The 24784-nt window shown below is 75.1% G+C and carries 21 protein-coding genes; 6 read left to right on the top strand and 15 right to left on the bottom strand.

The window, feature by feature from the left end:
- Positions 1 to 7: 7 nt before the first annotated feature.
- From AB1207_RS08005 to AB1207_RS08015, 3 genes are read right to left on the bottom strand one after another with little or no spacing between them, the layout of a single operon-like run.
- Positions 8 to 1156, bottom strand: a complete 1149-nt coding sequence (locus tag AB1207_RS08005; RefSeq protein WP_367637476.1) for an alkaline phosphatase family protein — start codon at positions 1154 to 1156, stop codon at positions 8 to 10.
- A 7-nt stretch (positions 1157 to 1163) separates the two neighbouring features.
- Positions 1164 to 1760 carry a DUF5998 family protein gene (locus tag AB1207_RS08010; RefSeq protein WP_367637477.1) on the bottom strand — a complete coding sequence of 199 codons (597 nt, stop codon included), beginning with the start codon at positions 1758 to 1760 and terminating at the stop codon, positions 1164 to 1166.
- A 46-nt stretch (positions 1761 to 1806) separates the two neighbouring features.
- Positions 1807 to 4500, bottom strand: a complete 2694-nt coding sequence (locus AB1207_RS08015) for a bifunctional acetate--CoA ligase family protein/GNAT family N-acetyltransferase (RefSeq protein WP_367637478.1) — start codon at positions 4498 to 4500, stop codon at positions 1807 to 1809.
- 26 nt (positions 4501 to 4526) lie between these two features.
- Between AB1207_RS08015 and AB1207_RS08020 the strand changes: the two genes are divergently transcribed.
- Both AB1207_RS08020 and AB1207_RS08025 read left to right on the top strand, forming a co-directional pair.
- Positions 4527 to 5150: a nitroreductase family protein gene (locus AB1207_RS08020; RefSeq protein ID WP_367637479.1), complete on the top strand. Its 624-nt coding sequence runs from the start codon at positions 4527 to 4529 to the stop codon at positions 5148 to 5150.
- 99 nt (positions 5151 to 5249) lie between these two features.
- Positions 5250 to 7661 (top strand): DNA gyrase/topoisomerase IV subunit A, encoded by a 2412-nt coding sequence (locus tag AB1207_RS08025; RefSeq protein ID WP_437178898.1) that lies wholly within the window; start codon positions 5250 to 5252, stop codon positions 7659 to 7661.
- A 2-nt stretch (positions 7662 to 7663) separates the two neighbouring features.
- Here the strand turns inward: AB1207_RS08025 and AB1207_RS08030 are convergent, their stop codons facing one another.
- From AB1207_RS08030 to AB1207_RS08040, 3 genes are all read right to left on the bottom strand, one after another.
- Positions 7664 to 8455 (bottom strand): alpha/beta hydrolase family protein, encoded by a 792-nt coding sequence (locus AB1207_RS08030; protein WP_367637481.1) that lies wholly within the window; start codon positions 8453 to 8455, stop codon positions 7664 to 7666.
- The gene (locus tag AB1207_RS08035) at positions 8452 to 9765 is read right to left on the bottom strand and encodes an MFS transporter (protein WP_367637482.1); all 1314 of its coding nucleotides are present in this window, start codon (positions 9763 to 9765) and stop codon (positions 8452 to 8454) included. The genes AB1207_RS08030 and AB1207_RS08035 overlap by 4 nt, the downstream gene beginning before the upstream one ends.
- Positions 9766 to 9875: 110 nt before the next feature.
- Positions 9876 to 10958: a LacI family DNA-binding transcriptional regulator gene (locus AB1207_RS08040; RefSeq protein WP_367637484.1), complete on the bottom strand. Its 1083-nt coding sequence runs from the start codon at positions 10956 to 10958 to the stop codon at positions 9876 to 9878.
- Positions 10959 to 11161: 203 nt separating this feature from the next.
- On the opposite strand from AB1207_RS08040, the gene AB1207_RS08045 reads away from it, so the two are divergent.
- From AB1207_RS08045 to AB1207_RS08055, 3 genes are read left to right on the top strand one after another with little or no spacing between them, the layout of a single operon-like run.
- Positions 11162 to 12517, top strand: coding sequence for a M20 family metallopeptidase (locus tag AB1207_RS08045; protein WP_367637486.1), 1356 nt, complete (start codon positions 11162 to 11164; stop codon positions 12515 to 12517).
- Positions 12514 to 14079, top strand: coding sequence for an AbgT family transporter (locus AB1207_RS08050; protein ID WP_367637487.1), 1566 nt, complete (start codon positions 12514 to 12516; stop codon positions 14077 to 14079). Before AB1207_RS08045 ends, AB1207_RS08050 begins: the two co-directional genes overlap by 4 nt.
- Before the next feature lies 1 nt (position 14080).
- Positions 14081 to 14590 (top strand): DinB family protein, encoded by a 510-nt coding sequence (locus AB1207_RS08055; RefSeq protein WP_367637488.1) that lies wholly within the window; start codon positions 14081 to 14083, stop codon positions 14588 to 14590.
- Positions 14591 to 14594: 4 nt separating this feature from the next.
- Here AB1207_RS08055 and AB1207_RS08060 read toward each other — a convergent pair whose 3' ends face one another.
- Entirely contained in the window at positions 14595 to 15929 is a 1335-nt protein-coding gene (locus AB1207_RS08060; RefSeq protein ID WP_367637490.1) for an ATP-binding protein, read from the bottom strand.
- Between the two features lie 9 nt (positions 15930 to 15938).
- Positions 15939 to 16643 carry a signal peptidase I gene (lepB, locus tag AB1207_RS08065; protein WP_367637491.1) on the bottom strand — a complete coding sequence of 235 codons (705 nt, stop codon included), beginning with the start codon at positions 16641 to 16643 and terminating at the stop codon, positions 15939 to 15941.
- Positions 16644 to 16727: 84 nt separating this feature from the next.
- Here lepB and AB1207_RS08070 point away from each other — a divergent pair, with 84 nt between their 5' ends.
- Positions 16728 to 17306 (top strand): DUF6226 family protein, encoded by a 579-nt coding sequence (locus tag AB1207_RS08070; protein ID WP_367637835.1) that lies wholly within the window; start codon positions 16728 to 16730, stop codon positions 17304 to 17306.
- 94 nt (positions 17307 to 17400) lie between these two features.
- On the opposite strand, the gene AB1207_RS08075 is transcribed toward AB1207_RS08070, so the two are convergent.
- The 7 genes from AB1207_RS08075 to AB1207_RS08105 form a co-directional block, all read right to left on the bottom strand.
- Positions 17401 to 18957: a carboxylesterase/lipase family protein gene (locus tag AB1207_RS08075; RefSeq protein ID WP_367637492.1), complete on the bottom strand. Its 1557-nt coding sequence runs from the start codon at positions 18955 to 18957 to the stop codon at positions 17401 to 17403.
- Positions 18958 to 19066: 109 nt separating this feature from the next.
- Positions 19067 to 20746 (bottom strand): phosphoenolpyruvate--protein phosphotransferase, encoded by a 1680-nt coding sequence (gene ptsP, locus AB1207_RS08080; protein ID WP_367637493.1) that lies wholly within the window; start codon positions 20744 to 20746, stop codon positions 19067 to 19069.
- Complete coding sequence (locus AB1207_RS08085) at positions 20739 to 21005, bottom strand: HPr family phosphocarrier protein (RefSeq protein WP_366173090.1); 267 nt, start codon at positions 21003 to 21005, stop codon at positions 20739 to 20741. The genes ptsP and AB1207_RS08085 overlap by 8 nt, the downstream gene beginning before the upstream one ends.
- 29 nt (positions 21006 to 21034) lie before the next feature.
- Entirely contained in the window at positions 21035 to 22522 is a 1488-nt protein-coding gene (locus AB1207_RS08090) for a PTS fructose transporter subunit IIC (RefSeq protein ID WP_367637494.1), read from the bottom strand.
- A complete protein-coding gene (locus tag AB1207_RS08095; RefSeq protein ID WP_366173092.1) occupies positions 22519 to 22977 on the bottom strand; it encodes a PTS sugar transporter subunit IIA in 459 nt (152 codons plus the stop codon). The genes AB1207_RS08090 and AB1207_RS08095 overlap by 4 nt, the downstream gene beginning before the upstream one ends.
- Entirely contained in the window at positions 22974 to 23933 is a 960-nt protein-coding gene (locus AB1207_RS08100; protein WP_367637495.1) for a 1-phosphofructokinase family hexose kinase, read from the bottom strand. Before AB1207_RS08100 ends, AB1207_RS08095 begins: the two co-directional genes overlap by 4 nt.
- Positions 23930 to 24703 carry a DeoR/GlpR family DNA-binding transcription regulator gene (locus tag AB1207_RS08105; protein ID WP_367637496.1) on the bottom strand — a complete coding sequence of 258 codons (774 nt, stop codon included), beginning with the start codon at positions 24701 to 24703 and terminating at the stop codon, positions 23930 to 23932. Before AB1207_RS08105 ends, AB1207_RS08100 begins: the two co-directional genes overlap by 4 nt.
- Positions 24704 to 24784: the final 81 nt, after the last annotated feature.

The raw sequence follows: 24784 nt of genomic DNA on the forward strand, positions 1-24784 counted from the left end.
AGGTTCCTCAGCAGGGGACGGTGAAGAGCGGGACCAGGCGTTCGGCGTCCGAGAGGGCCCCGTGCTGCCCGACGAGGCGCAGCGTCTCGGGGCGCATCGTCCGCGAGTTCACGACGGCGAGGTCGTCGCGCATGACGGCGAGGACGTCGCCGATGCGGCCGGAGACGCGGTCCTCGACCGGGCCGAACCAGCCGGCGGCGACGGCCTCGGCGCGCAGCAGGACCTCCGCCGACGCACCGAAGCGCTGCCGCCAGGTCTCCGCCACCGCCCGCGCCGCACCGGGTCCGGTGTAGAGCTGGACGGTCCGGGGTTCGCCCCCGACGTGCCGGACCCCGGCGAGGAGGTCGGGTTCGCGGGCCAGGTCGAGGCGCTGCGCGGCGGGCACGTCGACCATCCCGTGGTCGGCGGTGACGACGAGGAGGGTCCCGCGCGGGAGGCGGCGGGCGAGCGTCGCGAGGGCCTCGTCGACGCGTTCGAGCTCGGCGGTCCACTCCCCCGAGTCGACACCGGCGCCGTGGCCGGTGTGGTCCAGGCGGCCCCAGTACAGGTAGGTGAGCTGGTGCGGGGCCGAGCGGACCGCGTCGACCGCGGCGTCGACGCGCGCCTCGAGCCGTTCGGGCGTCCCCACGAACCGGCCGCCGCGCAGGGCCGCCTCGGTGAGGCCGGACCCGTCGAAGTGCGGCGGGGCCACCCGCACGACGTCCACGCCCGCAGCGGCGACGCGCTGGAACAGCGTCGTGTGCGGCTGCCAGCGGCGGGGGTCGACGGCGGTGTCCCACTGCAGTTCGTTGAGCAGGCGGTCACGGTCGGGGTCGAGCACCTCGTACCCGACGAGGCCGTGGCCTCCGGGCGGCAGCCCGGTGCCGAGCAGACCCATGCTCGTGGCGGTCGTCGTGGGGAACCCAGCGGTCAGGACGCGGTGCAGCCCGTCGGAGCGCCAGCGCCGCATCGTGCCCGTGTGACCGGACCGCGCCGCGAGGAGCAGCTCCCCCATCCCGTCGACGAGGACGAAGCAGACCCGTTGCGCCGCAGGCAGGACGACGTGCGGCGAGGCGTCGGCGAAGTCCGCGACACCGAGGGCGCGCCCGACGGCGGGCAGCAGGTCGGCGAGGGTGTCGCGGCCGTAGGCGGGTGCGGGGAGGGGCGCGGGGACCACGGGGAGGTCAGCGACCGGCCACGGCGGACAGGGCGCGGGCGAAGTCGAGGGCCGCGGTGACCGCGTCGGCCCCCTCGGCGGCGCTGGCGATCCGGACGGTGAGGTCGTCGCCGGTCACCGAGCCGGTGTAGCCGTGGTCGGCCTCGCAGCCGGGGTCGGGGCAGGACGCGGGTTCGAGGTCGACGCGGTGCAGCACACCCCACCCGAGGGTCAGGCTCACCTCCGCGGGTGTGGAGCCCGGGCGGTGGTCGGCGGGCCGGGAGACCACCTGGGAGACGACGACGGAGTGCACGCGGGACAGGGCGACCGACTCCGTCGAGCAGACCGCGTAGGGCTCACCGGAGGTGTCGTCGGGTCCGTGGTCGTCGGCGTGGGCCACGACGAGGCGGCCGGGGGTGGTGACGAGGACGGTGACGTGCCGGCGGACCTCGTTGGCGTCGAACGTCGTCTCGGGGTGCACGAGGTGCGCGTGGACGGGCTCGCCGGCCACGGCCGTGCGCAGGCAGTCGGCCACGAGCTCGGGGTAGTACCCGGCGCGGGCGAGGTCCTGGAGCAGGGCGACCGGGAGGTCGGAGCCGGCACGGGTGTCGGTGCGGTCGCGCATCCGGCCATCATCCCGCACCTGCTGCACCCCCCGTGCTCAGGTGGGCTCAGGTGGGCAGGGTCCGGCGGTCGGGGTCGGCGCGGCCCTGCGGGGGCGCGACGCGGACGACGGCGTCCAGGCACGTCAGCCCCTGCTCGGCGACGAGGACGGGGCTCAGCCGCAGCTCGGCGAGCTCGGGCAGCGCGTCGGCGAGCACGGCGACGCGGGCGACGACGTCCTCCAGGGCCAGCACGTCCAGGCGCGGGGACCCGCGGTGCCCGAACAGCTTGGGTGCGGCCTTGACGGAGCGGACGAGGTCGGCGACGTCGACGTCGGTCAGCGGCGGGATGCGGTAGGCGACGTCCCCCATGAGGTCGATCGGGTCGCCCTCGACGCCGAAGGCGAGCACGGGCCCGAACAGGGGGTCCTCGGTGCTGCGGACGAGGCAGGGGACGCCGAGCGGGGCCATGGGCTGCACGGCCAGGGCCTTCACCTCCGAGCCGAAGACGGCCCGCATCTCGCCCACCGCGGCGCGCAGCGCGTCGGCGCTGGACAGCCCGAGGCGGACGCCCCGCAGGTCCTGCCGGCCCGCCAGCGCCTCCCCGACGGTCTTGAGCGCGACGGGCCACCCGAAGCGCTCCGCGGCGCGCACGGCCTCCTCGGCGGCGTCCTCCCCGGCCGCGACCTCGGCGCGCGGCAGCAGGGGGACGCCGACGGCGGTGAGCAGCTCGGTCCGGGCCTCGCGGTCCAGCAGGGCGCCGTCGGGGTGGGCGGCCAGGACCCGGTCGACCACGGCGCGCGCCCGCGGCAGGTCGACGCCCTCGGGCGCGACGGGGTGGCCGCGCTCCTTGCGCCGCCACTGCGCGTACCGCACGACCGAGGCCAGGGCCCGGACCGCGTCCTCGGGGGTGGGGAAGCTCGGGACCGACGGGCAGTCGTCCCCCGGGTCCCCCGAACCGACACGGGCCGCCGACACCGACCGGGTCCCCAGGAAGCACGTCACGCACGTCTTGCCGCCCTCGGCCGCGGTGCGGGCGACGGCCGTGGCCACGGCGGCGTCCACCGTGGCGGTGGGGGGCACCCAGCTCGCCACCACGGCGTCGACCTCGGGGTCGGCGAAGGCGTCGCGCAGGGCGGCGGTGAACTCCTCGACGGGGGCCTCGGGGTGCACGGACGCGGGTCCGTGGACGACCTGCAGCCCCCAGCTGACGCAGGCGTCGGCGGCGAGGGTCCCCAGGGCGTCGGAGTTCCCGACGATGGCGATGCGGGCGCCCTCGGGCAGCGGCTGCTCGACGGTCACCTGGGCCACGTCGAAGAGCTGGTGGACGTTCTCGACGCGGATGACGCCGGCCTGCCGCAGCATGCTGTCGACGACCTCGAACGGCACCTGCGAGCGCCGGACGGTGTGCCCGGGCGGGACACCGAAACCCGAGGCGCCGGACTTGACGACGATGACGGGTTTGCGGCGGGCCAGCCGGCGGGCGACGCGGCTGAACTTGCGGGGGTTCCCGACGCTCTCGAGGTAGAGGCCGACGGCGGCGGTGGCCTCGTCGTCGTGCCAGAACTGCATGAGGTCGTTGCCCGAGACGTCCGCGCGGTTGCCGGCCGAGACGAACGTCGAGATCCCCAGGCCGCGGCGGTGCGCGGAACTGAGGACGGTGACGGCCAGGGCCCCGGACTGGCTGAACAACCCGAACCGGCCCGGCGGCGGCACCTCCTGGGCGAGCGAGGCGTTCAGGCGGACGTCGGCGGCGGTGTTCACGACGCCGAAGGAGTTCGGGCCGATGACGCGCATGCCGTTGGCGCGGGCGATGCGGACCAGTTCGCGCTGCAGCCCCACTCCCTCGGGACCGGTCTCGGCGAAACCACTGGAGACGACCACGAGACCGCGCACACCGGCTGCGGCGCAGTCGGTCACGGCCTCCAGGACGGTCGCGGGGGCGACGGCGACCACGGCGAGGTCGACGGGTTCGCCGATGTCGGCGACGGTGGCGTGCAGGCGGACCCCGAGGAGTTCCTCCCCGGCCCCGGCGGCGTTCACGGCGTGGACGGTGCCGGCGAAGTCCCCCGCCAGCAGGTCGGCCAGCAACCGGTGCCCGACGGTGCCGACGGTGCGCCGGGCGCCCACGACGACGACCGAGCGCGGGGTCAGCAGGGCCGTCAGGCTGCGGGCCTCGGCGCGCTGCTCGCGGGCCTGCATGACGTCGACGGAGCGCTCGGTCGGGTCGATGTCGAAGGACACGTCGAGGACGCCGTCGGAGAACCCCTGGCGGACCTCGAAACCGGCCTCGCGGAAGACGCCGATCATCTTGGCGTTCGTCGGCAGGACGTCGGCGGTGAAGCGGCGGATGCCGCGTTCGCGAGCAGCGGCGGCGAGGTGCTCGAGCAGCACGGACCCCAGGCCGCGTCCCTGGTGGGCGTCGGAGATGTTGAAGGCGACCTCCGCCGAGCGGGGCCGGCCGGGGCGGACGGGGGCGGCGTCGAAGCGCGCGATGCCGACGATGTCCTCCCCCACGGTCGCCACGAGCGCGACGCGGTCGACGTGGTCGACCTGGGTGAAGCGGGCCAGGTCGCGTCGCGAGAGCCGGGGCATGGGGGCGAAGAAGCGGAAGTAGCGGGACTCGTCGGACTGCCGGTCGTGGAAGGCCGCGACCGCGTCGGCGTCCTCGGGCCGGATGGGCCGCACGTGCGCCGTCCCGCCGTCGCGCAGGGCGACGTCGGCCTCCCACCGGGTCGGGTAGCCCACGGGCGGCAGCGGCATGGTCCCGATCCTACGAGGATGGGGCCGTGGAGTACTCCGAGGTCCTGCGGGCGCGGCGCATGGTCCGCCGCTACGACGGGCGGCCCGTGGCCGACGACGTCCTCGGCCGGGTCGTGGCCGCGGGGCTGCGCGCGCCCAGCGCCGGCAACAGCCAGGGCCGGGACCTGCTGGTGCTGCGCTCGCCGGCCGACCGGGAGCTCTTCTGGAGCACGACCGCGGGGACCCGGGACGCCGGCGCGGCGCCGGACCGTTGGCTGACGGGCATGCGCACGGCCCCCGTCGTCGTGCTGCTGCTGGCCGACCCCGCCGCCTACGCCCGGCGGTACGCCGCCCCCGACAAGCCGGGACCGGACCGCGACGCCGCCACCTGGGAGGTCGCCTGGCCCGACGTCGACACCGGCATGTCCGGTCTGCTGGTCCTGCTCGCGGCCGTCGACGAGGGCCTGGGGGCGTGCCTGTTCGGCGTCCCCTCGGCGGCGCACGCGGCGGTCCGCGCGGTCTTCGCGGTCCCGGCGGACCGGCGCGTCGTCGCGGCGCTCACGCTGGGGCACCCGGCGCCCGGGGAGGCCTCGCGACCGTCCCGGCTGCACCGGCGGACGGTGGCGGACGCGGTGCACGACGGGCGGTTCGGCGTGCCCTGGAGCCGGTGAGGGCCCCGGGCGCGGCAGAATGCCCCCGTGCCCAGCAGATCCGGACCTCCGCCGACCGACGTCCCCGAGCGGATCGTCGACATCGACGTCGAGCAGGAGATGCAGGGCGCGTTCCTCGAGTACGCCTACTCGGTCATCTACTCCCGGGCCCTGCCCGACGCCCGCGACGGCCTCAAGCCGGTCCAGCGCCGCATCCTCTACATGATGCAGGACATGGGGTTGATCCCCGCCCGGGCGCACGTGAAGTCCGCCCGCGTCGTCGGTGAGGTGATGGGCAAGCTCCACCCGCACGGCGACGTCGCGATCTACGACGCCCTCGTCCGCCAGGCGCAGGCCTTCACCATGCGGCTGCCCCTCATCGACGGGCACGGCAACTTCGGCTCCCTCGACGCCGGTCCGGCCGCACAGCGGTACACCGAGGCCCGGATGGCGCCCGCCGCGCTGCTCATGACGACGGGGCTGGACGAGGACGTCGTCGACTTCGTCCCGAACTACGACGACCGCCTCAAGGAGCCCGGCGTCCTGCCCGCGGCGTTCCCGAACCTGCTCGTCAACGGGGCCAGCGGCATCGCCGTCGGCATGGCGACGAACATGCCGCCGCACAACCTCGTCGAGGTCGTCAACGCGGCCCGGCACCTCATCAAGCACCCCGACGCGGACCTGCCGGCGCTCATGCGGTTCGTCCCCGGTCCGGACTTCCCCACCGGCGGGCGCATCGTCGGCCTGGAGGGCATCCGCGACGCCTACGCCGCGGGCCGCGGCACGTTCCGCACCCGGGCCAGCGTCAAGGTGGAGAAGATCGGGCGCCGGCAGGGCCTGGTCGTCACCGAACTGCCCTACGGCGTCGGCCCCGAACGCCTCGTCGAGAAGATCGCCGACAACGTCAAGAACAAGCGCCTGCAGGGCATCGCGGACGTCACGGACCTGTCCGACCGCCGCAACGGCATGCGCCTGGTCATCGAGGTCAAGAACGGGTTCAACCCCGAGGCGGTGCTGGAACAGCTCTACCGGCTGACGCCGATGGAGGAGACGTTCGGCATCAACAACGTGGCCCTCGTCGAGGGCCAGCCGCGGACGCTGGGGCTGAAGGAACTCCTCGAGGTGTTCGTCGGGCACCGCGTCGACGTCGTCCGCCGGCGCACGCAGTTCCGCCTCGGCAAGGCGCAGGACCGCCTGCACCTCGTCGACGGCCTGCTGCTGGCCATCATCGACATCGACGAGGTCATCGCGATCGTGCGGTCCTCCGACGACGCGAACGCCGCGCTGGCCCGCCTGGTCGAGCGGTTCTCCCTGTCCGAGACCCAGGGCCGCTACATCCTCGACATGCAGCTGCGCCGCCTGACGCGGTTCTCCCGCATCGAGCTCGAGCGCGAGCAGGCAGAACTGCAGGCGACGATCGCGGAGCTGCAGGCGATCCTCGACGACGAGCAGCGGTTGCGGACCCTCGTCAGCGACGAGCTCGGCCAGGTGGCGGCCGACCACGGCACCCCGCGCCGGACGGTGCTGCTGACGTCGTCGGGGCCGGCGACGGGTGCGGCGGCCGCGGCGCAGCTGGAGATCGAGGACGACCCGTGCTGGGTGCTGCTGAGCTCGACGGGGTTGCTGGCCCGGACGAGTTCGGCCGAGCCCCTGGGCACCGAGGGCCGGCGCGCCCGGCACGACCTCGTCACCGCCGCCGCCCCGGCCACCGCGCGCGGCGACGTCGGCGTCCTGACCTCGGCCGGCCGGCTGGTCAAGGTCTCGGTGCTGGAACTGCCGACGCTGCCGCCGGTCGCGGGACGGCCGAACCTGTCCGGCGGGACGAGCGTCAAGGAGTTCGTGACGCTCGGCAAGGGCGAACGGGCGCTGACGATCGTGCCGCTGCCCGTGGCGGGCGTGGAGGACCCCGACGACCCGGGGTTCGCGCTGGCCACGGCCTCGGGCGTCGTCAAGCGCGTCGTGCCCGAACCCCTCGGCAACCGTCCGGAGGTCGAGGTCATCGCGCTGAAGGACCTCACGGCCCGGCAGAAGGACGAGGTCGTGGCGGCCACCGCCCTGACCACCGGTCAGGAGGACCTCGTCTTCGTCACGACGGACGCGCAGCTGCTGCGCTTCTCCGCCGCGCTGGTGCGGCCGCAGGGCCGCGGGGCCGCGGGGATGGCGGGGATCAAGCTGTCCCCCGGTGCGCGGGTCGTCGCCATGACGGCTGTCGCGGCGGACGCCACCGACGCGGTGGTCGTCACGGTCGCCGGGGACGCGGCCGGCGGGGCCTCGCAGGTCGGCTCGGCCAAGGTCACCCCGCTGTCGGAGTACCCGTCGAAGGGCCGCGCCACGGGCGGGGTCCGCTGCCACCGGTTCGCGCGCGGCGAGGACTCGCTGCTGCTCGCATGGGCAGGGCGGGGACCGGCCGAGGCCGCGACGTCGACGGGCAGCGCCGTGGCGCTGCCCGGCCCGCAGGGCCGCCGCGACGGGTCGGGCACCGCGCTCGACAAGCCCGTGGCGGCCGTCGGCGGTCCGCCCGCCACGAGCTGAGGTCACGCCCGCCGTGCGTGCCGGGTGGTGAACGCCACCGTGGCCGCCACGACGGTGTCCCGTTGCGGCAGCTGGGCCCAGCCGTGGTCGGCCCCCTCGACGACGACGAGCTCGGCCCGGTCGCCGAGGACGTCGTCGTCGAGGTAGCGGCGGGCGCACCCGAGCGGGACGAAGTCGTCGGTCCCGTGCAGCAGCAGGGTCGGGCCGCGCCAGCCCGCGGCCCGGGCCCACGGGTCCCAGCCCCGGGCGTCCTCGCGCAGCGCCGGTCCGAGCCGCTGCCCGAGGAAGTCGAAGAACCCCTGTCCGTCGAGGACGTCGAGCGGCCTGCCCTGCAGGGTGCCGCCGCGCACCTCGTCGGCGAACACGGCCGCGGTCGACCACATGGTCAGCGAGCGGATCCCGGCGGGACGGTCCGCGGCGACGACGGAGGCGACGACCGACCCCAGGCTCATGCCCACGAGGTGCAGGTCCTGCGCGTCCACGCCGGGGAGCGCGGCCACCACGTCGAGGACCCGCCGGGAGTCCTCGACGTCCTGCGTGACCGTGGTGTCGAAGAACTCGCCGTCGCTCTCGCCGTGCCCGGCGCGGTCGAACGCGACGACACCGGTCCCCGCGGCCACGAGGCGGCGGGCGAGCGTGACGAAGACGCCCGTCGTCTCGACGCGGGAACCCCCGAACCCGTGGAACAGCACCGCCGTGGGGGCCGGACCGTCCCCGGCTGGCCGGTACCGCGTCCCCCGCAGCTCCAGCCCGCGCACGGTGGTGCGGAAGGGTTCGACGGTGCAGGACGTCACCGGGCGACCTGGGGCTGCCCCACGAGCGCCTCCGGGACCTCGGCCTGCGCCTCGAGCGCGAACTGGGTGCGGGGGGCGTTCCGGAAACCCAGCCAGCCGACGAGGAAACCCGCTGCGGCCAGGGCGGTCACGCCGAGGTAGACACCGCGGGGGTCCAGCGCCAGCAGGGTCGGGGTGACGACGTTGAGGCCGGCCGTCGCGAACCGCGCGACCCCGTACACGGTGCCCTGGGCGGTCGAGCGCAGCAGCGTCGGGAACGACTCCTGCGTCCAGACCTTCATGATGGTCTCGAAGCAGAACGCCCCGGCGAACGTGGACGCGACGACCGAGACGACGAGGGTCGCGAGCGAGAACCCGAACACCACCGGGACCAGGTTGGACACCACGACGGCGACGGCCCCGACGACGTAGTGCGGCATCCGGAACCTCGTGTCCGCGACGGCCATGAACCACAGGGCGCCCAGCACGGCGGCGGGCATCGCGAGGATCGTCCACGACTGGTAGCGGTCCACGGGGACGCCCGCGACGTTCACCGCCACGAACGTGCCGAAGCTGCCGGCGACGCTGATCGCCAGCGAGGCGAGCGTGTAGTAGACGAGGAGCGTCGCGAAGGGACGGCGGTACTGCGGGGCGCCGAGGTCGCGCACGCGGGCCCGCTGCGCCCGGACCGTCCCCGCACCCCGCTCCCGCTCGGCCCGCGCCGCCGTCCAGGCCGCGGACTCCGGGATCGTCAGGCGCAGCAGGAGGACGACGAGGCCGACCCCGCCGAAGAGGGCGAACAGCAGGTGCCCACCGGTCGGGCCGGTGGAGCCGTAGGAGATCCCGACGAGCACCGCGGCGAGGATGCCGAACCCGCCGAGCAGGTTGGAGAACACCAGGACCTTCCCGCGGTTGCGGTCGGTGGCGGCCTCGGAGATCGTCGCGAGCGCCGCGGGCAGGTCGGCCCCCACCCCGAGCCCGATGAGCGCGATCCCCGGCAGCAGGACGCCGACGCTGACGCCGAGGAACGGCGTGGCCGCCCCGAGGACGATGAGCGCCATCGTCACGAGGAACACGCGGCGGCGGCCGAACCGGTCGGCCAGGCGGCCGCCGGCCAGGGACCCCACGGCGACCCCGGCGGTGAGGACCCCGGTGAGGAGCCCGATCTGCGCGGGGGTCAGCCCGACGGCGCCCGGGCCGCGGGCCTGGAACAGCACCAGCGCGATGCCGATGCCCGTCGTCGCAGCCGCGTCGACGAACGTGGCCATGCCGCAGACGAACCCCACCCACCAGGCACCGGGTCCGGTGCGCGACGGCGTCCTCGCAGTCATCTGTCCTCCTCAGGCGGAGGCCGGGGGCCGCCACGACGCGACCACCGCACCCGGGGACAGAAGCTATATCGATTTAGCGGACGGGGGTAGAGCCCTTCCGCAGAGCGGAATCAGGGCGGTGGCGCGGTGGACTCGCCGAGCACCAGGGGCATCGGGACCCGGCGCACGTCGGCTGTCGTCGGCGGGCCGGGAGGGCCCGTCGGGTCGCCGAGCAGCAGCTGCGCCGCGAGCCGCCCGAGCTCGGCCTGGGGCAGGGCGACCGAGGTCAGCGGCGGGTCGAGCGCGCGGCTGATCGCGCTGCCGTCGAACCCCACGACGGACACGTCGGCGGGCACGTCCAGCCCCGCCCGGCGCAGGGCCTGGTAGGCCCCGGCGGCCACGGCGTCGTTGGCGCACACGAGCGCCCGCGGCCGGACCCCGGAGGCGAGCAGTCCCGCGACGGCCGCGCGGCCGTCGTGCGGGTCCCAGTCCGCATCGATGGGCACCCGGCCCGCGAGGGTCGCCCCCACGGAGTCCAGCGCGGCCTCCAGGCCCCGCAGGCGCTCGGTGAGCGCGAGGGGGCTCCACCCGTGCCACGCCGCTCCCCCGGTGAAACCCGGCCGGAAGGCGCCGACGAACCAGACCCCGTCGCGGTGGCCGAGGTCGAGCAGGTGCTCCCCGGCGGCGCGGCCGGCGGCCTCCTCGTCGGGGACGACCGCCCTGGCCGCCACCCCGGGACCGGGGACGCAGTTCAGCAAGACGTACGGAACTCGCTGCAGCGCAGCGGGGACGGTGATCGACCGGGTGAACATCGAGGCGTAGAGCACCCCGTCGACGGACCGGCTCAGCAGGTTCTCCACGACCTGCGCCTCCAGCCCCGGATCGCCCTGCGTGTCGACCGTGAACAACAGGGATCCCTCGTCGCGCAGGGCCTCCAAGGCCCCGCGGACCATCGAGTTCGCGTGCGAGGTGCTGGCGACGAAGTCCGAGACCAGGGCCACCGTCCCCGAACGCCCGGTGCGCAGCGTCCGGGCCGCCGCGTTCGGCCGGTACCCGAGTTCCTCGGCGGCCCGCCGCACCCGCGCCGACGTCTCCTCCGACAACCGCTGGTCGGTCCGGCCGCTGAGCACGAACGAGACCGCCGAGCGCGACACACCGGCGCGCTCGGCGACGTGGGCCAGGGTCACCCGGCGCCCGGGTCCGCCGCCGCTCACCGGCGACCACCCGCGGATGTGCTGCGCCGCAGCACGACGGGATCGGTCGCGGTCGCCACGGCCGCGCCCGCGCCGGTTCCGGGAACGGTCACCGGGTCAGTGTGCCCCACCGCGCCGGGACCCCTCCCGGCGGCGGACACCCCGTCCCCGCGGGCGCGGCCACCCTTGGCACGGGGGCGCCCGGCAGGGTAGGCCTGCTGCCCATGGCTGACGCGACCCCCCGGGACCGGCACGACCCCACGCGCCCGACGACTCCGGACGGCACCTACCTCGCCGGGGTCCGGGCCGCGATCGACCGGGCCGCCGGGACCGCCGACCCCCTGCGCAGCACGCACACCGGGGCGTCCGAGGAGGTCCTCGCCGCCACCGAGGCCGCCGTGGAGGGGTTCGGGGAGGACCTGCTGGCGCTGAGCCACTCCCTGCACGCCCATCCCGAGGAGGGTTTCGCCGAGCACGACTCCGTCCGGGCCGCGGCGGACCTGCTGGCCCGCCACGACGTCGACGCGCAGGTGGGGGTGCACGGGCTCCAGACGGCGCTGCGCGCGAGCGTGAGCGCGGGCGAGGGCCCCACCGTCGCCGTGCTGGCCGAGTACGACGCGCTGCCCGGCATCGGTCACGGCTGCGGGCACAACGTCATCTGCGCCACCGCGGTCGGCGCGTTCCTCGGGCTCGTCCAGGCCCTGCGCTCGGGTGCCGTCGGCGGGACCGTCGTCCTGCTCGGCACCCCGGCCGAGGAGGGCGGCGGGGGCAAGGAACTCATGGCCCGCGACGGCGCGTTCGACGGCGTCGACGCCGTCGTCATGCTGCACCCGTTCTCCTACGACGTCGCGATCCAGCCGTTCCTGGGCCGCCGGCAGGTGCGGGCCACCTACCGCGGGGTCGCCGCCCACGCCTCGGCCCAGCCGTTCATGGGGCGCAACGCCCTCGACGCCGTCGTCGCGGGGTACACCGGGATCGCGATGCTGCGCCAGCACATCACCCCCAGCGACCGCGTCCACGGGATCGTCGTCGACGGCGGGCAACGCCCCAACGTCGTGCCCGCGACGGCGAGTGCGGAGTACTACGTCCGCTCGGCCGAACCGGCCACGCTCGCCGACCTGTGCTCACGGGTGGAACTCGTCCTGCGGGCCGCGGCCGCGATGACCGGCACCGGCGTCGAGCTCGAGTGGGACCGCCAGCCCGCCTACCTGCCGATCCGGGCGAACCGGGAGCTCGCGGCCCGCTGGACGACGCACCAGCAGCGCCGGGGCCGGACGGCGCTGCCCCCGGGCGTCGTCCCCGAGACGCTGTCCGGCTCCACCGACCTCGGGAACGTCAGCGTCCGCGTCCCCTCGATCCACCCGATGCTCGCGATCTCCTCCCCCGACCTGTCGTTGCACACCGCCGAGTTCGCCGCCGCCGCGGGGTCGGCGACGGGCGACCGCGGAGTGCTCGACGGGGCCGTCGGGCTGGCGCTCACGGCGCTGGACGTCCTCGCCGACCCCGAACTCCTCGCCGCGGTGCAGGCCGAGTTCGAGGAGGCGGGCGGGGTGCTGGACGTCGAGGAGTTCCTGCGGTGAGCGCCCCGCGGTCGGCGGGGACCACACGGACGGACCGGTTGCTCGGCGGGGTCGAGCGCGTGGGGAACAGGATCCCCGAACCCTTCGTCCTGTTCGTCGGGTTGTTCGTGGTCCTGGCCGTGGCCTCGACCGTCATGGCGCTGACGTCGACGACCGTGCGGCTGCCCGGAGCCGAGGAGTCGCAGGCGGTCCGCGGGTTCTTCACGGGCGAGGGCGTCCGCTGGTTCACCACGACGCTCGTGGAGAACTTCACCTCGTTCCCACCGCTGGGGACGGTCGTCGTGATCCTGCTCGCCGTCGGTCTCGCCCAGCGCAGCGGCCTGATGTCCGCGCTCATCAAGACCGCGTTCTCCGGGGCGCCGCGCTGGGTCCTGCCCTACCTCGTGGCGGCCGTCTGCATGGTCGGGCACGTCATGGCGGACTCGGTGATGATCGTCGTCCCGCCGCTCGCGGCGATGGTGTTCAAGGCGGCGGGACGCCACCCCGTGGCCGGCCTGCTCGGGGCCTTCGCCGCCGCCGGCGCGGCGTACTCGACGTCGTTCGTCGTCACCAGCCTCGACGCGCTGTTCGCCGGGATCACCCAGTCGGTCACGGCGTCGCTGCCCGACCCGGGGACTCCGGTGACCCCGGTCTCGAACTGGTTCTACAACATCGCCTGCTCCGTGGTGCTCACCGTCGTCTGCGGGATGCTCACCACCCGGGTGCTCGAGCCGCGGCTGGAGCGGACGGGGGTTCCCACCACGCAGGCCGAGGGGTCCGAGGGGATCGGCACCGTCGAGGACGTGCAGGACCTGCACGTCGCCGCCGAGGACCGTGCGGGGTTGCGCCGGGCCGGTCTGTCCTTCGGCCTGACGCTCGCCGGCCTCGGCACCCTCGCGCTCGTCCCCTCCTCCCCGCTGCGGAACTCCGGCGGCGGTTTCCTGCCGGAGTCCCCGCTGCTGGACTCCGTGCCCTTCGTCGTGTTCTGCCTGCTGGCCGTGCCCGCCCTGGTCTTCGGCCGTGCCACGGGTTCCCTCGCCCGCGCCGCCGACGTGCCCCGGGTCATGGGCGAGGCGGTGCGGGACATGGCGCCGTTCATCGTGCTCGCCTTCGTGCTCGGTCAGTTCGTCGCGCTCTTCACGTGGTCGCGCGTCGGGTCGTGGATGGCGGTGTCGGGGGCGGGACTGCTGAACCGGCTCGACCTCGACGGGTTCGAGGCCGTCGTCGCCTTCATCGTCCTCGCCTCGCTGCTGAACCTCTTCATCACCTCCGGCTCCTCGATGTGGACGATCATGGGCGCGGTGTTCGTCCCGCTCTTCGCCCTGCTCGGCTACGAACCCGCCTTCACCCAGGCGGCGTTCCGGGTCGGGGACTCCGCGACGCAGATCATCACCCCGCTGAACCCGTACGTGGTGCTGGTGCTCGCGATGCTGCGCCGCTACGAACCGGAGGCCGGGCTCGGGACGCTCATCGCCCGGTTCCTGCCGTTCACGCTGTGCTTCTGGATCGCGTGGGTGCTGGTGCTGTCGCTCTGGTTCGTGCTCGACCTGCCGTTCGGTCCCGGGCAGTACGCGAGGATGTGACGTGCCGTTCGCCGGGGAACCCTCACCGCTGTCGTCCGACCCCACCGCGCTGTGCGCCGGGTACCTCGACTGGTACGCCACCGTGCTGCTGCGGCGGCTGGAGGGCCTGAGCGACGTCCAGGTCCGCACACCGGCCGTCCCCTCGGGCTGGTCGCTGCTCGGCCTCGTGCAGCACTCGGCGTGCGTGCGCCGGTTCTGGGTCCGGCACGTGTTCTCGGGTGAGGACGTCGACTTCTCCTGGCCGGGGACGGCCGAGCAGGAGTGGGTTCCGCGGCCCGAGGACACGGTCGCCGGCGTGTCCGCGTTCTACCGCGGCGAGCACGAGAACTCCCTGCGGGTGCTGCGGTCCCACGACGCGGCCACCACCGCGACGCGCGCCTACGGCGGCACCGGAACACGCCCCACCCTGGCGTGGATCGCGTTCCACCTTCTGCAGGAGTCGGCGCGGCACGCCGGCCACGCCGACGTCGCCCGGGAACTGCTCGACGGGGCGACCGAGCTCGACCCCTGACTCCTCAGAGGTAGTTCCCCGTGAGCGGCGCCGGCTGCCACCGCCCCTCCCGCACCACCTGGAGCACGGCGTCGGTGCCGAGGTCCTCGCCGTGGCCGAGGACGGTGCGGCGCACGATCTCGCGCAGGTCGGCCCCCGTCACGCCCGGCGGCAGGTGCGCGGCGACCGCGGCGCAGTCGACGGTCCCCTCCTCGCCGAACGCTCCGAACAACCGTCGCAGGATCGCCCCGCACGCCTCGCGGTCCGGCGCCGCGAGGTGGACGACGGCGTCGAACCGGGCCGAGCGGGTGGCGGCGGCGTCGAGGGCCGACGGGTCGTTCGTGCTGGCCAGCGTCAGCACGTCGCGGTACGCCTCGGTGCCGTCGAGGACGGCGAGGAAGTCGGCCAGCGCCGTCCCCCGGGCGCCCGCCTTGCGGTCGCCGAGGTAGAGGTCGACGTCCTCGAGGACGACGACGCACGGGCCGAGGTCGGTCGTCTCCCGGTACACCTGGCGCAGGACGCTGGAGGCCGCGGCGGCGTCGACGATGATGACGGTGAACTCCCCCGCGAGTTCGCGGGCCACGACGCGGCTCAGCGCGCTCTTGCCGACCCCGGGCGGACCGGCCAGCAGCACCCCGCGGTTGGTGCCCAGCCCCATGCTGCGCAGCAGGTCCGCGCGGGAGGTCAACGCGGCGACGTTGGCGTCGATCTCGGTCCACACGTGCGCGGGCAGCACGAGGTCCTCGCGGCCACCGGGACCCAGCGCCGTGGGTTTCAGCTTCAGCGGCAGGTGCGCGTCGGCGTGCAGGACCCGGCCGCGGTAGAACCCCTTGTCCCGCCGGGCCGTGGCCAGCAGGGCGTCGGCGACGGTCCGCGCGGCCGCGTGGTCGCCCGGGCGGGACAGCACCCGCAGCGACGCCGGTTGCGGTTCGTACTCGTGCTCGGCCAGCTGCACGACGACGTCGGCGTCGGTGGCCGTGCCCGCGGGGAAGAACGCCGCGGCCGACGTCGGCACCGAGACGTGCTCGTCGAGCAGGTCGATGCGCTGCCACGTCGGGGGTTCGTCGTCCTCGACCGGACCGAGGACCGCCGCGTGCAGGTCGACGAGGTCGGCCAGCGCCGCGCCCACCGAGACGGCGCGGGTGTTCGTCAGGTCGACGCGTTCGGACACGAGCGCGGTGTGCGGCATCCGCAGGTGGGTCTCGACGAACCCGTTCGCGGTCGTCGGGGACCGGTCGCCGCCGGAGAGGACCTCGCCGAGCACGGTCAGGGCCCGGCGGACGTCGGCGGGTTCGGTGGCCAGCCGACGGGCCAGGGCGGGGGCGAGACCGTCGGGCGTGTCCGGGGAGGGGGTCGTCACCGGTCGACGCTACGTCCGGTGGGACGTCCGGGGCCAGGAGGCGCCCGACGCGGCGGGCACGTCGTCGAAGGCGGACGGCGTGGCGAGCCGCGACCAGTGCGACAGCGGCCAGACGACGAGTTCGGCCCGGCCCACGACGTCGTCCTCCGGGAGGAACCCGTGCTTGCGCGAGTCCCAGGAGTCCTGGCGGTTGTCGCCCATGACCCACAGGTCCCCCGCGGGGACGGTGACGTCGAACGCCGTCTGGCTCGGACGGGCCCCCGCCGCGAGGTACCCCGACTCCTCGACCGCGACCCCGTTCACCGACAACCGCCCCTGGGCGTCGCAGCAGACGACGTGGTCCCCCGGGAGACCGACGAGCCGCTTCACGAGGTGGTCGTTCCCGTCCTGCGGCAGGACACCGACCGTCGACAGGGCCCGGGCGAGCCGCCCCCGCTCCGGCGCGGCCGGCTGGCCGGCGAGCCAGTCCCCGGGATCGGTGAAGACGACGACGTCGCCGCGGTGCAGCGCGAACGGCCCGGGGGTGAGCTTGGAGACGACGACCCGGTCCCCCACGTCGAGCGTCTGCTCCATCGACTCCGAGGGGATCCAGAACACCTGCAGCAGGAACGTCTTGACGACCAGCGAGACGACGACGGCGATCGCGACGACGAGGACGACCTCCCGGACGGCGGCGAGGATCCCCGTGCGCGGGCGGGTCCGGGACGTGGTCACCGTTCGACGGTAGCGGTCTACGCTCCGCGCGTGGACCTCTCAGGACTGCGTGCTCAGGTGGACGCCTTGCAACCCCGGGACCGGATGTGGCCTGCGCCGTACGCCGACCGCATGCCGTCGGAAGTGGAGTACAGCCGCTGCCTGGACCCCGGGAAGTACCAGGTGCTCCACGAGCGGCTGCAGCTCTGGGCCGCCGTGGTGGTGAAGGCAGGACTGGGGCGCGTCGAGGCGGCACAGGGAGCGGTGTGGCGTGACCTCCTCCCCGAGCGGGACCTCCGCGCTGCAACCCCCACTGCCACCTGGTGGCTTCGCCCGTCGTCGACGTCCGCTCTTCCCCTCCTCGTCGTCGCGCACCGGCAGGAGGGCGGTGTGTGGATGGGAGCCGGTGATCCGGCGGTGCCGGTGGTGCGGCTCCCGGTGTGCGGGTGCGACGCCTGCGACGACGGCGGGGCTCTGCTCGCCGGGGAACTCGACGACCGCGTGCTCGACGTCCTCGGAGGCTCGTTCACGCACGTGCGGCTCGGCGACGCGCGCGTCGTCGGTGTCGCGGACGGCTGGTCCACGAACTCGGACCTCGCCGGGCAGGACGTGGAACGTCTCCTGGCCGAGGCGCGGTCGGGCCGGTCGCCGCACCATGTCGTCCACGGAACGCCCTGGGGCTGAGCGACGAGCCACGGCGTACGGGATGTCTGCGACCTGACGCCGGGGACGCGTCGGAAGGGCGGTTTCGGGGTCACCGTGCAGACATCCCGTCCGCTCAGACGCTCGCCGGGACCTCGCCGTCGTAGGGGCGGAACGCGACGTCGGCGAAGAGGTCCGCCCGCGGGTCCCGCGCGTGGGCGAGGGCGTCCTTGGAACCCCACACGTGCACGGGCACGCCGTCGGCTCCCGCCGCCGGCCAGCCGGGGTCTCCGTCGGCGGCGAACCGCGTCCACGCCTCGACCACGCGCCGCGACAGGGCCGCGGCCGCGGGCGTGGGGAACAGCCCGCGCAGGCGCGGGCCGAGGCCGGGCACCTTGCGGGCCAGCGGCAGGACGGGCACGGCGTGCAGGAACAGTTCCATCGCCTGCGGGTTCCCGAACGCGAAGGGCACGTCGAGGCCGTGGGTCGCGCCGTACCGACCACCCAGGGCCGGGGACCGCCACGTGAAGCGGGCCAGGTGGGTCCGGCCGCCCGCGGCGGTGTGCGCCTGCGCGAACCGCCGCGACGGTTCGACGAAGAGGGCGTCCGAGAGCAGGGCGTCCCCCAGCGCACCGGGGTCGGCGTGCGGCAGCAGCGCTCGGTAGCTGCCGACCGCGGAGGCCGGCAACCCCACGGCGGCCGCGAACTCCGCGACCTGCTCGAAGGTGGAGGCGACCGGTGCGAAACCGCTGCGGGAGAAGAGCGTCCACTCGTCGGCGACGGTCTGCACGAGCAGGTCGACGGCCGGGTCGCCCCCCGCGCGCGGACCCTCCATGAACGGGCCGGTCACGACGTCCCCGTCGACGACGGGGTGGTAGAGCAGCGGGACCGCACCCCGGACACCGGCCCGGGGGTCGGCGGCGAGGTCCTGGGCGACGGCGTCGGAGGCCGCGAGCAGTCGGACGGGCGGGAGGCCCGCGAAACCCTCCCGCGTCGCGGGGACGCGGGCGGCGCGAGCCACGAGCTCCGCCGTCCGCTCGGCGTGCGCAACGGTGACGGTCTCGCCCGTGATGCTCGCCGCGATGGCCCGCCGGAACAGACCGCGCGCGTCCCGGGCGCACAGGAGGGCGGCGACGGAGGCGGCACCCGCCGACTGCCCGGCGATGGTGACGCGGTCCGGGTCGCCGCCGAAGGCGCGGACGTTCTCGGCCACCCACCGCAGCGCTGCGACCTGGTCGAGCAGGCCCCGGTTGTGGGGAGCGCCGGGGACGGCGCCGAAACCCTCGAAACCCAGCCGGTAGTTCATCGACACCACGACGAAACCCCGCCGCACCCAGGCGGCGGGGTGGTACCCGGGGGCCGAACCGGACCCCGAGACCCATCCGCCGCCGTGGATCCACACGAGCACCGGCAGGTCGCGGGGGAAGTCGGCGGGGACGTGGACGTCGACGGTGAGGTGGTCCTCGCCCGCGGTCGGCGACCAGCCGTACCCGGACCGCGGGTCCTGCGGGGCGACGGGCGAGGGGTCGCGCGCCTCGCGGACGCCCTCCCAGCGGTCGACCGGGGCGGGGGCGGCGAAGCGCCGCAACCCGACCGGGGGCGCCGCGTAGGGAACTCCCCGGAAGCTGACGACACCACGGTCGGCGGCCCGACCGCGCACCCCGCCCGCCGTCGTGACGACGACCCTGGGCACCTCCGACACCTCCACCACCGCACCGCTGACACGCACCGCTGCACTCGAGATCTGCGGATCCCTCGGCGAGGCCGGGGGGACGTCCCGCCGAGGGATCCTGTTCCCGAGGCTACAACGCGAGCACGTCCGCGTCGGCGAAACGCGCCGCCGCCCCGCGCGCGTCGTCCGGCGAGTCCGCCTCCAGCGCCGCGTCGGCCATCTTGGTGCAGGTGCCCAGGTCGGTGCGGGACAGCGCGAACCGCACCGCGGGCACCGCGGCCGGGGCCATCGACAGGCTCCGGACGCCCAGACCGACCAGGACGAGGGCCAGCAGCGGGTCGCGGGCGGCCTCGCCGCAGACGCCCACGGGAACCTCGACCGTTCCCGTCGCCTGGACCAGCTGCAGGACGGCCGGCTGCCACGGGTCGAGCAGGTCGGCGAGGTCGCCCTCGAGCCGGTCGGCGGCCATGGCGTACTGCGTGAGGTCGTTGGTCCCCAGGCTCACGAAGTCGAGCCCCGCGGCCACCAGCCGGCGGGCCCGCAACGCCGCCGCGGGCACCTCGACCATGGCCCCGACCGTGCTCAGCCCGGCAGCTCGCGCCTGAGCCGCGAACTGCCGCGCCTCGTCCGGGGTCGACACCATGGGAGCCATCACCCAGGGCTGGGCGCCGGTCCGCTCGGCCGCCGCGGCGAGGGCCGCGAGCTGCGTCGCCAGCAGTTCGGGGTGGCGGCGCGACGTGCGCAGCCCCCGGACCCCCAGCGCCGGGTTCTCCTCGGCCGCGACGTCGACGAAGGCGAGCGGCTTGTCGGCCCCGGCGTCCAGCGTCCGCACGACGACCTTCCGGTCGCCGAAGGCCGTGAACACCCGCGCGTAGGCGTCGGTCTGCTCCTGCAGGGTCGGCGCGCTCGCCCGGTCCAGGAACAGCACCTCGGTGCGGAACAGCCCGACGCCCTCGACGTCCAGCGCAGCGGCCCGGTCGGCGTCCTCGAGGGTTCCGACGTTGGCCAGGAGCTGGACGGCCGTCCCGTCGGCGGTGCGTCCGGGCCCTCCGGCCGAGGCGGCCAGCGCCGCGCGGGCCGCCCGGCGGGCCTCGACCTCCTCGCGCAGGGAGGCCGGCGGTTCCGGCGTCACGGCACCCGTGCGGGCGTCGACGGCCACGGCGGAACCGGCGGTCAGTCCCATCGCCCCGGCGACGCGCACGACGCAGGGGATGTCGAACTGCGCGGCGATGATCGCCGTGTGGCTCGTCGGGCCGCCGAGTTCGGTGACGATGCCGACGACGAGGGACAGGTCGAGCGCGGCGGTGTCGGCGGGGGCGAGGTCGCGGGCGACGACCACCGAGGGACCGTCCAGCTGCGGGACACCGGGTTCGGGCAGACCGAGGACGCGCGCCACGACGCGGTCGCGGACGTCGCGCAGGTCGGTGACGCGTTCGGCCAGGTACGGCCCGCTCGCCGCGAGGACCGCGCAGAACTGCTCGACGGCCTCGTCGACGGCGGTGGCCGGGCCGGACCCGGCGGCCAGTCGCTGGTCGACGACGGCCAGCAGCCCGGGGTCGGCGGCCATGAGCGCCGTGGCCTGCAGGACGTCGGCCGTCGTGCCGGCCCCCGTTCCAGCCGCCGACTCCGCGCGGCGGCGCAGTTCCGCGGCGACGGCGTCGAAGGCCTCGCGGATGCGGGGACCCGCGGTGGGGTCGGCGGGTTCACCGGCCGGGGGCCGGGCGGCCGGGGCGAGGACGACGGCCGTCCCCACCGCGGCGCCCGTCCCCACGCCGACGCCCGAGAGCGCGCCGGACGTCGTGTCAGGCATCGTGGTCGGTCTCGACGAGCGCGACGAGGGAGTCCAGCGCCGCGTCGGCGCCGTCGCCCTCGGCGGTGAGCGTGACCTGGTCGCCGTGCTTGGCGCCCAGACCCATGACCATGAGGATGCTGCGGGCGTCGACCGGGTCGCCGTCCCCCACGGCGACGGTCACCGGCAGACCGGTGGCCGCGGCGGCCTGGACGAACAGCGAGGCGGGGCGGGCGTGCAGGCCCACGCGGGAGGCGACGGTGGCGGTGCGGGTGCTCATCTCGGGAACTCTCCTTCGCTCGACCGGGGTCAGACGGTCGCGGGCTGGGCGGCGGCGGGGGTGGCCTCGGCCTCGGGAGCCTTGCGGTGCAGGCCCTTGAGGACGATGACGGCCACGGCGGTGACGGCGGTCCCGAGGAGGATCGCCACCAGGTACAGCAGCGGCTGACCGACGAGCCCGAAGACGACGATCCCGCCGTGCGGGGCGCGCAGCGTGTTGCCGAAGGCCATCGTCAGACCGCCGGTCAGACCGGAGCCGATCATCGCGGCGGGGATGATGCGCAGCGGGGCGGCCGCCGCGAACGGGATCGCGCCCTCGGTGATGAAGAACGCGCCGAGCAGGACCGCGGCCTTGCCGTTCTGCCGTTCGGCCTCGGTGAACAGGTTCTTGCGGACGAACGTCGCCAGGGCGATGCCCAGCGGCGGGGTCATGCCGGCGGCCATGACGGCGGCCATGATCTTCAGCTCCACCGGGCTGCCGGAGGACGTCGCGACGGTGGCCAGGCCGGTCGTCGCGAACGTGTACGCCACCTTGTTGATGGGCCCGCCGAGGTCGGCGGCCATCATGACGCCGAGGATGACGCCGAGCAGGACGATGCCGCTGCCGGACAGGGAGTTCAGGCCCGCGGTGAGTTCGTCCATGAGCCAGGCGATGGGCCGGCCGAGGACGACGAGCATGGCGCCGGCGGTGATGAACGTGGCCACGAGCGGGATGACGACGACGGGCATGATGCCGCGCACCGCGTTGGGGACCTTGAGCCGCGCCAGGGCGAGGGCGACGAAGCCCCCGAGGAACCCGGCGACGAGGCCGCCGAGGAACCCGCTGCCGACCGTCACGGCGATGGTGCCGCCGACGAAGCCGGGGGCCAGGCCCGGGCGGTCGGCGATGCCGAACGCGATGAACCCGGCGAGGACCGGGACGAGGAACCCGAAGGCCGCCCCGCCGAGGACGAACAGCAGGCCGGCCCAGTCGTGACCGGACAGCGGGTCGAACCCGGAGATCAGGTCGGCGGCCGTGACGTCGGAGATCTGGTACCCGCCGATGAGGAACGCCAGGGCGATCATGATGCCGCCGGCGGCGACGAACGGGATCATGTAGCTGACCCCGGTCATGAGCCACTGCCGGACGCGGGTGCCGACACCGGCGTTCGACGTCACCTTGGTGGCCAGCGCCGGGCCCGCGGCCGGCGCCGGGGTCGAGCCCTTGGGCGCGGCCTCGACGGCGGCGACCGCGGCGGCCACGACACCGGGGGCGTCGGCGACGGCCTTCTTCACACCGACGTCGACGGACGGCAGGCCGGCGAAGCGGTCCTTGTCGCGGACCTCGAGGTCGGCGGCGAAGATGACGCCGTCGGCCGCGGCGATGACGGCCGGGTCGAACGGGGCCGAGCCCGCCGACCCCTGCGTCTCGACCTGGACGTCGTGCCCCGCGGCCTTGCCGGCCTGCTCCAGGGCCTCGGCGGCCATGTACGTGTGGGCGATGCCCGTGGGGCAGCTGGTGATCGCGACGAACTTCACCGTCCGTACACCTCCGTCAGCACGATCGAGGACACGGCCGCCGCGTCGGGCGCCGCGAGGAGGGACTCGCGGAAGGAGACGTGCACGAGCTTGCGCGCCAGGGCCGCGAGGATCTGCAGGTGGTCGGCCTCGCCCTCCGTGGGCGCGGCGATGAGGAACACGAGGTTCGCGGGACCGTCGGGAGCGCCCCAGTCGATGCGCTCGCCGGAGACGACGCGACCGACGGCCAGGCTCGGCACGGTGACGGCGGTCGACCGGGCGTGCGGCAGGCCGATGCCGCCGGGGATGCCGGTGGCCATCTGCTCCTCGCGGGCCGCGACGTCGGTGAGGAACTGCTGGAGGTCGGTGACCCGCCCGGCGTCGGCCAGCGTCTGCGCCAGCTGACGCGTCGCGTCGATGCGGTCGGTCGCCACCAGGTCGGTGAGGACGAGTTCGGGGGCGGTCAGGTCGGTCATCGCTGCAGGTCCTTCACGAGGGTGTCGGGATCGGGATCGGTCAGAGTCCGGACGGCGGTGGCCGCGCGGGTGGTCTCGGGGTCGCCCGGCACGGAACTGCCCGGGAGGAGGACGGCGGCGCGGCCCCAGGCCACGGCCGTCGCGAGGCGGTCCGCCGGGGAACCGCAGGCGTGCAGGAAACCCGCCAGCGTGCAGTCGCCGGCGCCGACGGTGCTCAAGGGGACGAGGGGTTCCCCGCCCGCCCACACCACGCCGTCACCGCCGACGAGCAGGGCGCCGGCGCCACCGAGGCTGACGAGCACCTCGCCGACCCCGCGACCGCGCAGTTCCGCGGCCGCCGTCACGACGTCGCCCACGGTGTGCAGTTCACGGCCGAGCAGTTCGGCGAGTTCGTCCTCGTTGGGTTTCAGGACGTCGGGGGCGGCGTCGACGGCCGCGGCGAGCGCGGCCCCGCTGGTGTCGACCGCCGAGCGGACGCCGGCCCGCCGGGCGGCGGCGACGAACCGCGCGTGCAGGTCGACCGGGGCGCCCGGCGGCAGCGAACCGCTGCTGACGAACCAGTCCGGACCGTCCTGCAGACCGTCGACCACGCTGCGCTGCAACGCCTCGACGTCCTCGGCCGTGAGTTCCGGCCCGGGTTCGTTGAGCTTGGTCGTGGTGCCGTCGGCCTCGACGACCGTGGTGTTCGTGCGGATCGTCCCGGCGATGGGGACGGTCAGCGCCTGCACCCGCTGGGGGGCCAGCAGCGCCTCGAGCCGGTCGCCGTCGACCCCGCCGGACGGCAGGACGGCGGTGGCCGTGTGGCCGTGCCGGGCCAGGGCGCGGGCGACGTTGACGCCCTTGCCGCCGGCCTCGACGGACCCGGCCAGGGCGCGGTGGACCTCACCGCGCGTCAGGACGGCGAGTTCGACGGTGTGGTCGACGCTGGGGTTCGGCGTGACGGTCAGGACCTTCATGCGCGCACGACCCGGGGGCCGGCGGCCTCGACGTCCCCGAGGATCTCGGGGTCGGTCGCGGAATCGGTGATCACGGTGTCGACAGCCTCCAGGTCTGCGACGTGGGCGAAGTCGTCCCGGCCGAACTTGGTGTGGTCGGCCAGCACGACGGTGCGCCGGGCGGAGGAGATGAGGCAGCGCTTGACGGCGGCCTCGGCGAGGTCGGGGGTGGTGAGCCCGTGCTCGACGGTGAGGGCGTTCGTCCCGAGGAAGCAGACGTCGGCGAAGACCTCGGCCAGGGCCCGTTCGGCCCAGACCCCGACGGCGGCCAGGGTGCGGCCGCGGACGGTGCCGCCCACGACGTGCAGGGTGAGGTTCGGGCGGGTGGCCACCGCCTGCGCGACGACCTGGGCGATGGGCAGGGCGTGCGTGACGACCACGAGTTCGCGGTCGGTGGGCAGGAGTTCGGCCAGGCGGGCCGTCGTCGTGCCGGCGTCGAGCAGCAGCGTTCCGCCGTCGGGCAGTTCGGCCAGGGCGGCGCGGGCGATGCGGTCCTTCTCCGGACCGGCGACGTCCTGGCGTTCGGGGACGGCCAGCTCGGCGCCGAGCCGTTCGACGGGGATCGCCCCGCCGTGGACGCGGCGCAGGACGCCGCGGCGTTCGAGGACCGTGAGGTCGCGCCGGATGGTCTCCGGGGTCACGTCGAGCAGGTCGGCCAGGGCGGCGACCTCGACCCGGCCGGCGCCGCGCGCCGCGTCCAGGATCGTCTGGTGCCGCTCCGGTGCGTACATCTGTGGGTGCTCCTGCTTGACGTCCTCGTCGTTGCTGACGTCCTCGTCGGGGTGAGTAGCGGCCCGGCCTCCCGGGCTGCG

It is taken from the genome of Kineococcus endophyticus (genome assembly GCF_040796495.1).
Taxonomy (GTDB): Bacteria; Actinomycetota; Actinomycetes; order Actinomycetales; family Kineococcaceae; genus Kineococcus; species Kineococcus endophyticus.

What these genes read in the sequence shown, in the direction of transcription:
- AB1207_RS08015 (WP_367637478.1), bottom strand. Translation starts at nt 4,500, where the DNA reads ATGCCGCTGCCGCCCGTGGGCTACCCGACCCGGTGGGAGGCCGACGTC.
- AB1207_RS08035 (WP_367637482.1), bottom strand. Translation starts at nt 9,765, where the DNA reads ATGACTGCGAGGACGCCGTCGCGCACCGGACCCGGTGCCTGGTGGGTG.
- AB1207_RS08100 (WP_367637495.1), bottom strand. Translation starts at nt 23,933, where the DNA reads ATGAAGGTCCTGACCGTCACGCCGAACCCCAGCGTCGACCACACCGTC.
- AB1207_RS08045 (WP_367637486.1), top strand. Translation starts at nt 11,162, where the DNA reads ATGGCTGACGCGACCCCCCGGGACCGGCACGACCCCACGCGCCCGACG.
- AB1207_RS08070 (WP_367637835.1), top strand. Translation starts at nt 16,728, where the DNA reads ATGTGGCCTGCGCCGTACGCCGACCGCATGCCGTCGGAAGTGGAGTAC.
- AB1207_RS08105 (WP_367637496.1), bottom strand. Translation starts at nt 24,703, where the DNA reads ATGTACGCACCGGAGCGGCACCAGACGATCCTGGACGCGGCGCGCGGC.
- AB1207_RS08095 (WP_366173092.1), bottom strand. Translation starts at nt 22,977, where the DNA reads ATGACCGACCTGACCGCCCCCGAACTCGTCCTCACCGACCTGGTGGCG.
- AB1207_RS08085 (WP_366173090.1), bottom strand. Translation starts at nt 21,005, where the DNA reads ATGAGCACCCGCACCGCCACCGTCGCCTCCCGCGTGGGCCTGCACGCC.
- ptsP (WP_367637493.1), bottom strand. Translation starts at nt 20,746, where the DNA reads ATGCCTGACACGACGTCCGGCGCGCTCTCGGGCGTCGGCGTGGGGACG.
- AB1207_RS08010 (WP_367637477.1), bottom strand. Translation starts at nt 1,760, where the DNA reads ATGCGCGACCGCACCGACACCCGTGCCGGCTCCGACCTCCCGGTCGCC.
- AB1207_RS08025 (WP_437178898.1), top strand. Translation starts at nt 5,250, where the DNA reads ATGCAGGGCGCGTTCCTCGAGTACGCCTACTCGGTCATCTACTCCCGG.